The 14,628-nt window shown below is 71.7% G+C and carries 9 protein-coding genes and 1 pseudogene; 5 read left to right on the plus strand and 5 right to left on the minus strand.

Translation table 11 applies throughout. From position 1 onward, the window contains the following. Positions 1–114 precede the first annotated feature (114 nt). Positions 115–828 carry a helix-turn-helix transcriptional regulator gene (locus ACXNSR_RS34670; protein WP_458639283.1) on the minus strand — a complete coding sequence of 238 codons (714 nt, stop codon included), beginning with the start codon at positions 826–828 and terminating at the stop codon, positions 115–117. Between the two features lie 303 nt (positions 829–1,131). On the opposite strand from ACXNSR_RS34670, the gene ACXNSR_RS34675 reads away from it, so the two are divergent. After that, the gene (locus tag ACXNSR_RS34675) at positions 1,132–4,008 is read left to right on the plus strand and encodes an AAA family ATPase (RefSeq protein WP_458639284.1); all 2,877 of its coding nucleotides are present in this window, start codon (positions 1,132–1,134) and stop codon (positions 4,006–4,008) included. Positions 4,009–4,098: 90 nt separating this feature from the next. Here ACXNSR_RS34675 and ACXNSR_RS34680 read toward each other — a convergent pair whose 3' ends face one another. Then, positions 4,099–6,024, minus strand: a complete 1,926-nt coding sequence (locus tag ACXNSR_RS34680; RefSeq protein ID WP_458639285.1) for a TcdA/TcdB catalytic glycosyltransferase domain-containing protein — start codon at positions 6,022–6,024, stop codon at positions 4,099–4,101. A 680-nt stretch (positions 6,025–6,704) separates the two neighbouring features. Here ACXNSR_RS34680 and ACXNSR_RS34685 point away from each other — a divergent pair. Then, the gene (locus ACXNSR_RS34685) at positions 6,705–7,076 is read left to right on the plus strand and encodes a hypothetical protein (protein WP_458639286.1); all 372 of its coding nucleotides are present in this window, start codon (positions 6,705–6,707) and stop codon (positions 7,074–7,076) included. Between the two features lie 421 nt (positions 7,077–7,497). Here the strand turns inward: ACXNSR_RS34685 and kdpF are convergent, their stop codons facing one another. Beyond that, on the minus strand, positions 7,498–7,587 hold the full coding sequence (gene kdpF, locus ACXNSR_RS34690) for a K(+)-transporting ATPase subunit F (protein ID WP_376122898.1): 90 nt from the start codon (positions 7,585–7,587) through the stop codon (positions 7,498–7,500). 163 nt (positions 7,588–7,750) lie between these two features. On the opposite strand from kdpF, the pseudogene ACXNSR_RS34695 reads away from it, so the two are divergent. Further along, positions 7,751–8,378, plus strand: a pseudogene (locus ACXNSR_RS34695) (response regulator); the annotation flags it as partial. A gap of 56 nt (positions 8,379–8,434) precedes the next feature. Here ACXNSR_RS34695 and ACXNSR_RS34700 read toward each other — a convergent pair. Further along, on the minus strand, positions 8,435–9,166 hold the full coding sequence (locus ACXNSR_RS34700; RefSeq protein ID WP_458639287.1) for a MerR family transcriptional regulator: 732 nt from the start codon (positions 9,164–9,166) through the stop codon (positions 8,435–8,437). A 54-nt stretch (positions 9,167–9,220) separates the two neighbouring features. Between ACXNSR_RS34700 and ACXNSR_RS34705 the strand changes: the two genes are divergently transcribed. Beyond that, positions 9,221–9,526: a hypothetical protein gene (locus ACXNSR_RS34705; RefSeq protein WP_458639288.1), complete on the plus strand. Its 306-nt coding sequence runs from the start codon at positions 9,221–9,223 to the stop codon at positions 9,524–9,526. A gap of 983 nt (positions 9,527–10,509) precedes the next feature. Next, on the plus strand, positions 10,510–11,919 hold the full coding sequence (locus tag ACXNSR_RS34710; protein WP_458639289.1) for a serine hydrolase domain-containing protein: 1,410 nt from the start codon (positions 10,510–10,512) through the stop codon (positions 11,917–11,919). Between the two features lie 153 nt (positions 11,920–12,072). Here ACXNSR_RS34710 and ACXNSR_RS34715 read toward each other — a convergent pair whose 3' ends face one another. Beyond that, positions 12,073–14,619 (minus strand): ATP-binding protein, encoded by a 2,547-nt coding sequence (locus ACXNSR_RS34715; protein WP_458639290.1) that lies wholly within the window; start codon positions 14,617–14,619, stop codon positions 12,073–12,075. Between the last annotated feature and the right edge of the window lie 9 nt (positions 14,620–14,628).

Consider the following 14,628-nt stretch of genomic DNA (forward strand, 5'->3'; position numbering starts at 1 on the left):
ACCGCCGATCGTCACCCGGGAGGCCCTGCGGGCCGCAGAGCCACCGGGGCCGACCGCCGGGCAGTCCTCCCTGCCCCCGCGGACACGCCCCGCCGCCTTCGGTTGCCCGGACGGTCAGATGTAGCCTTCCCGAAGGGCAAAAGCCACGGCGTGCGCCCGATTGCGCAGCTGAAGCCGCGTGGTGAGGCCGTGCATGACGTTCTTGACGGTCCGTTCGGAGTAGGCGAGCTTGCCCGCGATCTCACCGGTGTCGAAGCCCTCGGAGACCAGGCGCAGTACGTCCACCTCACGCGACGTCAACCCGAAGGCCGGCATGTCGGTCCGGCCCGCCGTGCCCCGGTGCAGCGTGGCCACCTGCTGGATGAGCCGGCCGAGCAGATCGGCGGGCAGGTCGCCTTCACCGCGGGACGCGGCCAGTACCGCTTGCACCAGCCGCTCGGCAGTGGCCTCGTGACGCCAGACGATCGCGCCGACACCGCACTCCACCACGTCCAGCAGCTCGCTCTCCCGGATCGCGCCCACCACGAGCACGGCACGAGCCCCCTCGCTGCGCACGATCCGGCGCAGCCGGACCAGAGCCGCCTCGTCGAGCGCGTCCACGACGAGCACGGCCACCGTGCCCGGGCCGGACTCCTCGCGCAGCTCGACCTCCGGGTGTCTGCGCAACTGGCCGGCCGCGCCCTCACGGCTGATGGGGTCGGTGGCGGACACCGTCACGGGGACGCGCCGGTCCACGGGGCCGGCGGTCCGGACCGTGATGTTCCGGCCCGTGGTGGGAGAGGACGTGCCGGGAGAGGACGTGGTCGTGGTGCGGGGTGAGCTGAGCAACCGATTCCCCTGTTCAACGGCCCGCCGCGGAGTGCGGGGCGGTGGCGGATGAGCTTCAACCCTTCTGCGGCCGCCGCAGGGACCGCAATCGTGGAGGACCACGAGCCGTACCACGAGGCCGTGCCGGAGACCACCACGAGATCGGCCGCCCCCACGCACGCCACCGCAGTTCACAGCGGATCCCGACAGCACCGGGGCAGCTCCGGGGGGACCGCAGTGAGGTACGCCACTTCAGACCACGCCGACGCGGATTCCGCCATCTCACCCGGCGTGAAAGCACACCTTCCACCAGAGGAGCCACTGATGACCGGACCGCTGCTCGAACGCGAAGCGACCCGGGCGCTGCTCGCGGCAGAGGCGGAGCGGTCCCGCTCCGGTTCAGGCCGCCTGGTACTGCTCCAGGGAGCCTCCGGCACCGGCCGCACCTCCATGCTGGAGACCGCCGTCCGGGACGCCGAGGATCTGGGCCTGCGGGTACTGTGGGCCCGCTGCTCGCCGGAGGACACCGGGGCGCCGTTCTCCGCGGTGCTGCAACTCTGCGACTCGGTACGGGACTTCGCCGACGACGCACCCGACGGCGACGACCGGGGGAGCGCGGCCCGGCAGTGGCAGCTGCTGCGTGCCTGCGCGGCCGAGGGCCCGCTCCTGCTCGCGGTCGACGACGTCCATCTCGCCGATGCCGCGTCACGCCGCTGGCTGCGGGAAGTGGCTCGCCGCATCGACCGATTACCGGTCCTGATCGTGGTGAGCGAACGCAGCCAGTACGACATCGAGGCCCGGCCCGCCGGCCTCGCGCAGTCCCTGCCCGCGTCCCTCGTCCGAACCCACACGATCGAGCCGCTCGGCGACGAGGCCGCCACGGAGCTCGTCCGGGCCGCCTTCCCGGCGGCCGGACCCCACTGGACGGCCGAGTGCGTACGGGCGGGCGCCGGCAGCCCGATGCTGCTCCACGCGCTGCTCGACGACCTCGGGGGCGCGCGGGCGCCCGGGCCCGCAGCGACGGCGGCGGTCCCGCCCGTGCCGGACACCTGCGCCGCGCTGTATCCCGGGAGCTATCCGGCAGCGGTTTCGTGGTGGCTGAACAGCGCGGGCGCGGCGACGGCCGAGGTGGCCCGCTGCCTGGCAGCACTGGAGGAGGCCTGGCCCCGGCAGACACCCGAGGCGGGCGGGACGCGGGAAGCGCCAGGAAGCCGCACCGGACGCGGCGCTGGCGTCCGGGTGGGCACGGACGTGGCCGGCGTACTCGCCGAAGCGGCCGGGGCGGATCCCGCACGGGCCGCCGGCTGGCTCACCGCGATGACCCGCATCGGACTCCTGCGCCCGGACCCGGCCGGCCTGCCCCGCTTCGCCCACCGGCTGCTGCGGGACGCCGTACTGACCGGCTGGCCGGCGTCACGACGCGAGGCGGCGCACCGGGTGGCGGCAGAGACGATGCTGCGACGCGGCGAACGGGCAGAGGCGGTTGCCGCCCATCTGCTGCGCACGCGGGGCGTCGGACTGCCCTGGGCACTGCGCGTGCTGCGCGACGCGGCGACGGCCGCGGTGCACGACGCCCGCCCCGGCGACGCCGCAGGCTATCTGCGCCGTGCCCTGGACGAACCGCTCTCCGACGACCGGCGCCAGCAACTGCTGACCGAGCTGGGTTCGCTGGAGTACGCCTCGGCCGACGGCGCGGTGGCCATCGCACGTCTTGCGGAGGCACAGCACCTGCCGGCCGCTCCCCGTGACCGGGTGCGCGCGGCCGTTGCCCTGGGCACGGCCCTGGTCGGCCGCGGCGAGGTCACCACGGCTCTGGAGGTACTGCGGCGGACGGAGAACAGCCTGGACGGACATCCGGGACTCACCCGGACCGTGCAGACCGCCACCGCGCTCCTGGCCGACTCCGACCTCGCGACTCGTCAGGAGACCTACCGCAGGCTCTGTGAGAGCGGCGTACACGCGCCGGAACTCGTCGGCACCGCCAGCCGTGCCCTGCTGGTCCGCTACGAGGCGACGGCCGGACTGATCTCGGCCGGCGAAGCCATGACCCGCGTACGGGCCCTGCTCGCACAGCCCTCCGACCCGCTGGCCGAGCCGTTCCTGCTGGGCACCGCGGCGGCGGTCGCCGAGTGGGCCGACGAACTCGACGAGGCCGAGCGGCTCGTGGACCGCGGTCTGGTCGGCCAGCACCCGGCCCTGCTCCACCCCATGGAGCACGCGCTGCTCAACACCCGCGCCGACATCGCCGCGGCACGCGGTGACGTCGCCCGGCTGATCGCCGTGCGCGACGACGGCGCGGCCGTCGGCGCACGCGCCCACGGCGGTCCCTCCAACCGGGACGCCCACGTGCTGATGGCACTCGTCCACACGGGGCGCTTCGTGGAGGCCGCACGGCTCGCCGACGCCTTCGACCTGAGCCGGGCCCCGGAATCATGGGAGCTGAACCGGTTCCTCTACGCGAGGGGAGTGCAACGCCTGGCCGCCGGCGATCCGGCGGGCGCGCTCCACGACTTCCTGGAGTGCGGCCGCCGCCAGACCGCCCGCGAGGTACTCAGCCCGGTCGTCACGCCGTGGCGGACGGCGGTCGCCCAGTGCCGCCTTGCGCTCGGTGGTGGTCAGGAGGCCTTGGCCCTGGCCACCGAGGAGCTGCGGCTGGCCCGGGTGTGGAACACTCCGCGCACCGTGGGGCGCGCTCTGCGCGTCCTCGGTACGGTGACCGGCGGCCGCCGCGGACTGCACCTCGCCGAGGAGGCGGTCGAGGTCCTCAGGGACGCTCCCGCCGACGCCGGCATGGAACTGGTGGAGGCCCTGATCGCCCAGGGCCGCCAGTTCCTCGCCGCCGGCGAACGCGGACAGGCCCGGGACCGGCTGCGCGAGGCGGCAGACCTGGCCGAACGCAAGGGCGGCCTGCGGCTGCTCACCCTGGCCGAACAGGCCCTCCGGGAGGGCGGCGTGCGGGTCCCTGCCGCGGCGCGGACCGGCTCGGGGGCCCTGACCGGCAGCGAGCGCCGCATCGCCGAACTGGCCGCGGCGGGGCGGACGAACACCGAGATCGCGGACCTCCTGCACCTGGCCCGCCGCACCGTGGAGACTCATCTGACGAGCACCTACCGGAAACTGGGCATACGCCGAAGGTCGGAACTGCCCGCCACCTTGTCCCGTACCCGCCCCCCGGCCGCCGGTGGCCGGGAACCGTCCTGAGGGCGACCGGGTGTCGCAGGACGGCCTGCCGGGACGCGCCCGCTCACCCCCGCCCGTGGGGCTCCTTCTCGCGGGGACGGCGACGGCGTCTCACTTCTTGCCTCGCAAGGCTCGCAGGAGCGACTGCGTCCTGCTCATGCCGGGACCGCCGTCGAGTTGGTTCTCACTCTCGGGGGTGACCCAGCCCAGCGCCTTCCAGAACTCGAGGGCCTCCGGCGGGAACAGGTGCTGGAACTCCTCCGCTTGGAGGGCCGTGTCGGGTGCCTCGGGGGTGCTGTGCTCCTGTTCCATGACACCCTGATGCCGGCCGGTGTACTGCCTCAGGAACTTCTCCATGTAGGCGGGACCCGAGATGTCGGAGGCCAGGCCCGCGAGATCCCCTTCGACGGTCTTGGAGCCGTACTTCTCCTTCAGATTGGTGAAATGCTGCGGCAGGTTCCTGAGGATTTCCTCCATGAACTCCGACTCGGGCGCCAGGATGAAGTTGTTGCCCAGAACTCCCGCGCCGTAGCGCGCGGTGGCCGCCTCGCTGAGGTCCTCGGCGGTCGGATCCTGATCCGTGTCCGCACGGCCCAACGCGGTGTTCACGCTCTTCTTGTTCCTCAGCCGCGGGGCGAGCAGGGGAACTTCCTCGCTGTGCATCAGCACCTCGGGCGCCGACCTGAGCTGTACGGTGCCCGGTGCGACGTCGACGTCCATGTACACCCCGCCATATTTCTTCATCACGGTGTAGCGCAAGATGTCGGAGGCAAGATTGTGGGCGCCCTTCTTCTTGGCCTCCTTGTAGATCTGGTAATTTTCCTCGCCCGCGTTCTCCTTCACCAGCTTGTCGCTGTCGGCGCGGATCTTCAGACGGTTGCCGAAGATCTTCTCGAGAGCCTTTGCCCTCGAACTGCTCGCATCGGTCCACAGGGTCAGCGTCCAATCGCTGTCCTCGGCGTTTTCCTTCCACGCGTTCAGGTTGGCCACGACGGCATCGCCGGGCTTGCCGCCCAGCCAGATGAAGTGCAGGTTCCGCGGCACGGGGACGCGGCGCGCCGATCGCGGCCTGTCGGCCCCGCCCCACACCTGCTGAACGAGGTCGGCCTCAGCGGCGAAGCCCCGGCCGCTCAGGCGGTTGAGCAGCAGTCGGTAGATGTCCGACCGGTCCGTGGCCGCCAAGTGGCGCACGTATCCCACGAGCCGATCGTGGTCACCCGAGTAGAGCTCGGTGTTTTCGTGGTCGCGCAGTTGGAGGCTCTCGCCCCGTGCCGACTCGACGGTCTCCTGTTCCCCGGGACGCTCTTCCGTCGCCGTCGCCTCCCCGGAGGCCCGCTGCACCACCGTAGCGACGTGCGGCTCTCGCGCCGGGATCCGCCCGGTCGCGACCCGTTGCACGGACGCCGGCCCGCTCATGTGCTGCTCGTGGCCGCTGCCCCCCGGGCCGTGTCGATGCAGGTCGCCGGGCAGCGGCCGGTTCCCGCGCTGGGCGGGCGAAGGCTCGGCCATGGCCCGGTCGGACGCGGTCTCCGCGAAACGTTCGCCCCGGTCACGGGGGTGCGAGATGGCAAGTCCGGCACCGTTGTCCGTACCCAAAGCCGGTTGCGGGTCGATCGTGTGGGCCAGCTCGTGCGCCCAGTCCTTCTTGCTCATCGAACCGCCGTCGACGATGTGCCCGCCGGCGGCGAACGCCTTGGCATCGATCAGAGCAGCCGCTTTGCGCGCGAGGGTCCCGTCGTGGACCTGCACGGCACTGAAGTCCGCCCCGTCGTAGCGTGTTTCCATCTCCTGCCGCAGAGACGGCTCCAGGGGATGCGACGGCGATCGCAGGGCTTCGTCCACGGCCGCCCGCTGCACTTGCGCATGGTCGACGGTCTCGTCCGGAGCGGGCCCGGCCGAAGCTCCTCCTCCCCCTGCGGAAGCGACTCGCTGCAGATGCTTCAGCCAGTGAGAGTTCAGGCCGACAGGCTGGCCGGCGCGGGACGGCCCTGGCGCCCTCCGGCCGACCTGCCCGGCATCCTTCTCGTGCGCACGCACGCGGCACACTCCTTCGCGCGAGGGGATTCTGCCAGCCTGATTGTCCTCGCTGCAGTGCAGTGACACGAAGGCCTCACGGGTGCAGACCTGTTGCCCTCGGGAACCGTTCGTTCGGGCAACAGGACCGCCTCCACACGTCGCGAACGCCCGGTCACCGGCCGCGCGACCGCATCAGGGCCCGGCGGCACCGGCCTCTTCGGCACGCAGCCATTTCTGCACGGCTGCGTTTCCCGCAGTGTGCTGGAGGAGTCTCAGGCGCGCCAAGGTGCCGCTCTCGGGGGCAGACCGCGCGAGCTTCCTGACCGTGCGCCTTGGCGCCTCCGCGGTTCCCTCCTGCTGGTTGCCCTCCATCCGTCCTCTCCGTCGATGACCCGACCGCGTCCCACCATCCACGCTTTGCTATCACGAGATGGCGCCGAGCAGGACCGGACCGGTTCCGTCGTGGCATGAACGGCAGGAGCAAGGATGGGTGACCGGGCCGCGGAAGCGGACCGCCCTTGGACGCGCCGGCCCACGTTCGGCACGGCGTGACCCACGACGCGCCCCTGCCGCACCGCCTCCGGCGCCGCTGGCAGACGGTCCTTCTCGAGCGGAAAGTCGGCACGTCCTCGACTGACGGACCCGTTTGCTGTCCCGGTCAGGTGCGTCGTGCTGGTCCACCGGGCACGAGGGCAGGGCGGGTGAGCGGACCGAGGCCCACCGGCTTCCAGGCCGACGCCACGGTCGTCCCGACCTCGGTGGGCAGGGGCGACCGGGTCTTCTGCGACAAGCTCAACCACGCCGGCATCATCGACGGCTGCCGACTGGTCGAAGCGCGCGGCGCGCACGTGCGCCACTTCGGGCACAACGACACCGAGGACCTGCGCTCGGGCGAGGTCCTCGCGGCGTTCGTCGACGAACCACCCGGCGGAAGCAGCGGTTCCAGCAGAGCGGACCGGACCTCGACGCCGCACACCTCGCCGGGCACCGCGTACTTCAAGGAGCCCGCAGCCTCGTACGTGCCGGCTGATCGAGCCGCATGGCGGTCTGCTTCTCGACAGGACCCCGTGTGATCCGGGGTTCGGACCGACCGGTGCGGCGAGTCCGGTTCATGCGAGATCGATCGGCCCGATGCCTGCCCGGGGGGTGGGTGGGGGAGGACACGCCGGTCAGAGCCATCCCGTGGCCGCACCAGCGGCCACGGGCAGGCACAGGAGCACGGTCGGACCGCCGCCGGGGGCGTCCTCCGCCCTGAGCGTGCCGTGCATGGCCTCGGTGAGCACCCGGGCCGGAGCGAGGCCGGGGCCGAGACCGGCGGTGTTGTCGCGGTCTCCGAGGCGCCACCACCCGCTCCCGGGCCTCCCGGACGTCCCCGATGCCGTGCTCGGCGCGCTACTTGTGGAGGGTCGTCCACCTGCCCGGCCTTGGGCCTTCCGGGCGGGAGGTCCGGCCGCGCCCCGGCCGCCGGACCGGCCTCGTGCGTGGTCGTCACGCTCAGAACTTCTCGGGGAAGAACAACGCCAGGACCAGGTACCCGACGAGGCTGACCGCGACGACGATGCCTACGACGTTCTCCGTGCTCACCCGTACACCGACTCCCCTGTGCGTCCTCGACCTCACCAGCGAACATCAACGGAACGCTGAACGAAGCGGTCCATACGGCTTCCTGACGCCGGTCGGCCGGGACTTTGACGGTGCGTTGACGCCGCTCCATCGACGGGGTGCCGTGGGCGGTGGTGGCGCGCGTATGACGAGGGTGCTGGTGGTGGACGACGAACCGCAGCTCGCGCGTTTGCTGGTCATCAATCCGAACGCGCGGAAGTACGACGTGGACTGCGCGCAGGACGGGGCCGCGGCCCTGGACGCCGTGGCCGCCCGCAGCCCGGACGTGGTCCTGCTCGACCTCGGGCTGCCCGACATGGACGGGATCGATGTGATCAGGCACCTGCGTGGATGGTCGCAGCTGCCCGTGGTGGTGGTCTCCGCCCGCCACGGCTCCGAGGCGAAGATCCGGGCGCTGGACGCCGGCGCGGACGACTACGTCACCAAGCCCTTCAGCATGGACGAACTCCTGGCCCGGCTGAAAGCGGTCGCCCGCCGCACGCTGCCGCACGGCTCGACAGCCTCGGAGGACGCGGTCGTCGAGACCGCCGAGTTCACCGTGGATCTGCTCGCGAGGAAGGCCGGGCGCGGAGGGGAGGACATCAGGCTCACGCCGACGGAATGGCATCTGCTCGAGGTTCTGATCCGCAACCGGGGCCGACTCGTCGGCCAGCGGCGTCTGCTCCAGGAGGTGTGGGGCCTCGCCTAGGGAACGCAGACCAACTACCAACTACCTGCCGGTGTACATGGCCCACCTCCGCCACCAGGCGCAGCCGACGGGGGGTGCCCTCAAGACCCCGCCGATTCCGAGCCTTTCGCGCACGTCGCGTCATACGCCCAGGTGTGCGCGAACGAGTGCGTCGAGTCGCCGCCAGGCCGGGGACGACGCATTGACCGATCCCTGGATGAGGGAGGCGATATCGGAGGGAGCGTCCAGCCCGGGCAGCGCGTCGGATCCGTAGCGCTCCCGGGTCGCCTCGGCGATGCGGCGGGCGAGTTCGTCGATGCGGGGGTCGGCGGCGTCGAGGTCGTACGCGTGGTCGTAGCCGAGGTAGAGCTGCCGTAGCGTCGGGTCGGCGGTGGTCTCGGCCTGGTCGTGGAAGAGGGTGAACGCGCGGTCCGGTCGGGTGGCGAACACGAGGATCCACAGGTCGCGCTGCAGGTCCACCCATCGAGGAGTGAATCCCCAGCGAGCCAGACGCTCTAGATGCGCTCCGACCTCGGCGGGCAGCGGTGCCGGCTGCCCGGTGGCGAGCCGGCGCAGGCGTCCTTGTGTTGCCCGCAGACCACGGATGCGGGCGGTGAGCTCGTCGTCGATCTCGCCCAGGGCCTGCTGGAACTCCGCGTCGGTCGCCGATCTCAGGTCCCGGATGCGGGCCAGGGGGACACCGGCTTCGGCAAGCGTCCGGATCTTGATCAGATCGATGGCGTCGTTTGCCCCGTACCGGCGGTAGCCGGACGCGTCGCGCTCCGGTTCGGGGAGCAGGCCCTTGTCGTGGTAGACGCGGATGGTCTTGGTCGACACCCCGACGTACTTGGCCAGCTGTCCGATGGTGATCACCTGGTCATCGTCCCACTTGACCTTTCCCCTGGGGCAGGGTTGCAGCATGGCGTCATGGCGGACATCAACATGAAATTCGATCGGGAGACCCTGCGCGAGCTGGCCGATGAGGGCAACGAGAGCGCGCTGGACCGGCTGGCCGACATGGCCGACGCGGCCGGGGACCTCGGGGAGCTCAGCGAGCTGTTGGACGAGGGATGCATGCATGCCGGGTTCCTGCTCACCCGGCGCGCGGCCGCGGCGGGCGATCTCCGGGAGCTGCAACGGATCTCCGACGCCGGGTACGACGAGGCCGGGAACGAGCTGGATCGGCTGCTGAAGGGGCCTGGAGGAGGCGGATCCGCCATGCCGCTGCCGTAGGCACTGCAGACCGTGGCCACCGGCGTCGCTTCACCCAGGCGGTGTGGCCGACGAGGAGGCCGGCGAGCTTGTTGAGGCGCTTGACGGTGCGGTCCTCGGTGGCGGCGGGGGAGGCCGGTCTCGCGCACTCCGGGGTTCACGGAGACGGCGGTGACGCGCGGGTCGGCGGCGAAGACTCGTACGACGGCGTGGGCGAGGTCCTCGACCTCCTGCTGTTGATGCCGGCGGTGGCGATCACCTCTTCGGGCGTGCGGCCGTGGAGGAGGACAAATGGCGCCGAGCTCGGCGAGCCGACGGGCGGTCTCGTAACCGATGCCGGAGGTGGCTCCGGTGACGTTCGAAGAGGGCATGCCTGACGTGCCCGGCGCCCCGGCGCGAGGCGGGGGCGTGGGCGTGGGCTCAGGGTCATGCGGTGAAGGTGAGGCTCCGTACGCGCAGGACGCGCGGCCGACGTCAGTGGGCCGGGCGGACGGTGGGCGCCGTCGGCCGCACCGGATTCGGTGGCCGATCGTCGTTGCGCGGACCGCTGTTCACGGCGCAATCCCAGCGCATCGGGGGCGGAGGCAAGCCCCGGAGGCTTCTCGACGGGCTTCTGACGACTGTTCGTCAGAGCCCCGTTAAAGATCGACTTCCGCGCGGAAGGAACCCGTCAAGGAGTGCTGGCAGGGCCGCCGGCCGTGCGCAGACTGGTGTGGCGACGGAGCCGGGCAACGGACCGGCGGCACGCGGCTGGTGGGCGATGACCTGAACATCGCCCGCAGCGGCGCAGGGTCCGCGTGCCGGTCACCCGTCGCACAACACAGGAGCCGTCCGGCTCTCCGGTGTGGGGATACCGGGGCCGGGCGGCTCTCGAATGCCGGTGGGTGCGGCAGGGGAGGACAGCCGGCGCGCTTCGCTGTCAGCGGGCTGTCCGGGGCCTGTCAGGGGGCCCGGGCATCGTCGTGGTCGTCGAGAGCGACCACACACCCGATCAGGAGCACCCCATGAACGCCCACAGCAGCGAGAAGTCCCAGGCCGTGCTGGCAGAGTTCGTCGAGCGGGCCGCCACGGAGTTCGGCATACCCGGAGTCACCGTTGGTGTCTGGGCGGACGGCCGCGAGACCTTCGCAGGTCATGGCGTGACCAGCCTCGACAACCCGCTGCCCGTCGACGAGCACACGCTCTTCCAGGTGGGATCCGCGACGAAGACCTTCACCGCGGTGGCGCTGATGCGGCTGGTCGCCGACGGCCGCATCGACCTGGACGCACCGGTGCGCCGGTACGTTCCCGAGCTCGTCCTCGCGGACGAGGGGGCGGCCGACACGATCACGGTCATGAACCTGCTCAACCACACCTCGGGCCTGGGATGGAACGTCGTCGTCGACACCGGCGACGGTGACGACGCCCTGGCCGCCTTCGTGGGGAAGATGGCCGAGCTGGAGGTCGTCGGCGAGCCCGGGGCCCGGGCCTCGTACAGCCAGGCCGCCTACAACCTGCTCGGGCGCGTCCTGGAGAACGTCACGGGTCTGACGTACGAGAGGGCCGTCTCCTCGCTCCTGTTCGAGCCGCTCGGACTGTCGAACAGCTTCTTCGGCACCGCCGACGTCATGACCCGCCGGTTCGCCGTGGGGCACAACGCCGACGCGGACGGCAACCTCGCCGTCGCGAAGGAGTGGCGGCTCACCCGGGGCAACAACCCCGGAGGGGGACTCGCGTCCTCGGCGGCCGACATCCTGCGCTGGGCGCGCTTCCAGCTCGGCGAGGGGCGCACGGAGAACGGCGAGCAGCTCCTGCCGGCCGGTCTGCTGCACGGGATGCGGGAGCAGACGGTCGAGCTGCGCGGCAGCAACCTCGGCGACGGCTTCGGCATCTGCTGGTTCCTGCGCGAGCTGGAGGGCGGCGTACGGACGATCGAGCACGGCGGATCGGCCAACGGCCAGTTCGTCGAGCTGCTGATCGTGCCCGAGCGGGACTTCGCCGTCGTCGCCATGTCCAACGCCGGCCCGGACGGCATCCCCTTCAACCGGACCGCCGTCCGCTGGGCCCTGGAGCACCACCTCGGAGTCGTCGACAAGGATCCGGAGCCGCTGCCGTACGACGAGGCGCGGGCCCGGGAAGTCGCCGGGGCCTACGAGAACGACGCCATGACGCTCACCGTCACCGCCGACGGGCGGGAGCTGACCATCGGAGTCGTGATCAAGCCGGAGATCCGCGGGGCGGCCGACTTCGAGATGCCCGCGGACTACGAGCCGGCCGCCCTGGGGCTGCTGCCGGGCGACGGCGACGAGTTCATCGTCACCGCCGGCGGACTCCGGGGACAGCGCGGCTTCTTCTCCCGGAACGCGAGCGGTGCCGTCGTCGGCATGGACCTCGGAGGCCGGATCTTCCACCGCGTCCGCGCCACTTCCGTGTGACGGACGCGAGCGACGATCGGTACCCGCGTCCGATCCACCGCAGTCGGCCGGCGCTGCAGCCCGCGGGAGGCGCGCCGTATGACGCCGGTAGCCCGTCCGGCCACAGGGCGACCGGCGATGGCCCGGCCCGAGTGGCCGGTCGGCCGCCTTGCGTCAGGTGACCGCAGACGTCGGGAGCTCCGGTGACAGCGCAGGGCCGTCCCCTGCTGTGGGGAGGGTGAGGACCATGGTGAGGCCGCCGCCGGGGGTGTCCTCGGCCGTGAGGGTGCCGCCGATGGCCTCGGTGAAGCCGCGGGCGACGGCGAGGCCGAGGCCCACTCCCGCTCCGCGTGGGGCGTCGCCGTGGCGCTGGAAGGGTTCGAAGATCCTTTCCTTGGCCTCTTCGGGGACTCCGGGGCCGCGGTCGACGACGCGCAGTTCGACGCGGCTTGCCAGGGCACTGGCGGAGACGTTGACGGGTTGGCCGTCCGGGCTGTACTTGACGGCGTTCTCGACGATGTTGGCGACGGCCCGTTCCAGGAGGCCGCGGTCGACGGCGACCATGGGCAGGGTCTCGGGGATGTCCAGCTCCACGCTGTCCTCCGGTACGCCGCCCAGGGCCATCGGGACCACCTCGTCGAGGTCGGTCTCCCGGATCAGCGGGACGACCGTGCCGGTGTTGAGCCGGGACATGTCGAGGAGGTTCCCGATGAGGGCCGCGAGACGGTCGGCGCCGTCCTCGATGCCTTCGAGGAGTTCGGCCTTGTCGTCCTCGGACCATTCGACGTCGTCGGAGCGCAGGGAGGTGACGGAGGCCTTGATGCCGGCGAGCGGGGTGCGCAGGTCGTGGCTGACGGCGGCGAGCAGGGCGGTACGGATGCGGTTGGCCTCGGCGAGCTCGCGGGACTTCTCGGCCTCGTCGACCAGGCGCTGGCGGTCGAGTACGACTGCAGCCTGAGCCGCGAAGGCGCCGAGGACGCGGCGGTCCTCGGCCGGCAGGACCCGGCCGGTCAGGGCGAGGGCCATGTTGTCGCCCATGGGGAGGTCGACGTCCGCGTCCTCGGGCCGACTGACAGGACCGGTGCCGACGGATGCGGCCGTGGTCCACGCGTCGACCTCGCTCGTGCGTTCCACGAGGGCGACCGACTGCATGGCGAAGGTTTCGCGGAGACGTTCCAGGAGGGCGTCGAGGGAATCCTCGCCGCGCAGGACGCTGCCCGCGAGGAAGGAGAGGATCTCGGACTCGGCGCGCAGCCTGGCGGCCTGGTGGGTGCGCCGGGCGGCCAGGTCGACCACGGACGCCACGGACACGGCGACCCCGATGAAGATCGCGATGGCGACGATGTTCTTCGGATCGGAGACCGTGAACTGGTGCAGCGGCGGTGTGAAGTAGTAGTTGAGCAGGAGGGAGCCGAAGGCCGCCGAGGCCAGGGCGGGCAGGAGTCCGCCGAGGAGTGCTGCCGCCACCGTGCACGTGAGGAAGAGCAGCATGTCGTTGGCGAGGCCGAGGTCGGGGACGAGCTGGTTCAGCAGGACGGTGAGCAGTGCCGGGCCAGCGATGCCGGCCAGCCAGCCCCAGATGCGGCGGGAGCGTCCGAGGCGTGCGCCGCGGGCGACGGGCAGGCTGCGGCGGCCTCTGGCGGCCTCGTCGTGGGTGACGATGTGGACGTCGAGGTCGGGTCCGGATTCGCGGGCGACCGTGGCGCTGACGCCGGGGCTGAGGACGGACTGCCAGGAACGGCGGCGGCTGACCCCGAGCACGATCTGGGTGGCGTTGCAGCCGCGGGCGAACTCCAGCAGCGAGTCCGGGATGTCGTCGCCTATGACGTGGTGGAAGGTGCCGCCGAGGCCTTCGACCAGGGTGCGCTGGACGGCCAGTTCCTTGGGTGAGGCGGACGTGAGTCCGTCGCTGCGGGCGATGTAGACGGCCAGGACCTCGCCGCCCGCTCCCTTCTCGGCGAGGCGGGCGGCCCGGCGGATGAGGGTACGTCCTTCGGGGCCGCCGGTGAGGCCGACGACGATGCGTTCGCGGGCCTGCCAGGTGGAGCGGATGTTGTGCTCGCCCCGGTACTCCTGCAGGTACTCGTCGACCCGGTCGGCCACCCACAGCAGCGCCAGCTCGCGCAGGGCGGTCAGGTTGCCGGGGCGGAAGTAGTTCGAGAGGGCCGCGTCGACCTTGTCCGGCTGGTAGACGTTGCCGTGGGCCATGCGGCGGCGCAGCGCCTGCGGGGACATGTCGACCAGCTCGATCTGGTCGGCCCGGCGGGCCACCTCGTCGGGGACGGTCTCGCGCTGCCGGACCCCGGTGATCGTCTCCACCACGTCGCCCAGCGATTCGAGATGCTGGATGTTCACGGTCGAGATGACGTCGATGCCGGCCTGGAGGAGTTCCTCGACGTCCTGCCAGCGCTTGGTGTTGCGCGAGCCCGGCACGTTGGTGTGCGCGAGCTCGTCCACGAGCGCCACGGCCGGGCGGCGGGCGAGGATCGCGTCGACGTCCATCTCGGTGAAGGTGGAGCCGCGGTAGTCCAGTTCGCGGCGGGCGACGAGCTCCAGACCGTGCAGCATCACCTCGGTGCGCGGCCTGCTGTGGTGCTCGACGAAGCCGACGACGCAGTCGGTGCCCCGCTCGACCCGACGGTGCGCCTCGGAGAGCATCGCGTACGTCTTGCCGACGCCCGGTGCCGCACCGAGGTAGATGCGGAGCTTGCCGCGTCCCATGTTCAGACT

Source organism: Streptomyces sp. NC-S4 (assembly GCF_054353315.1).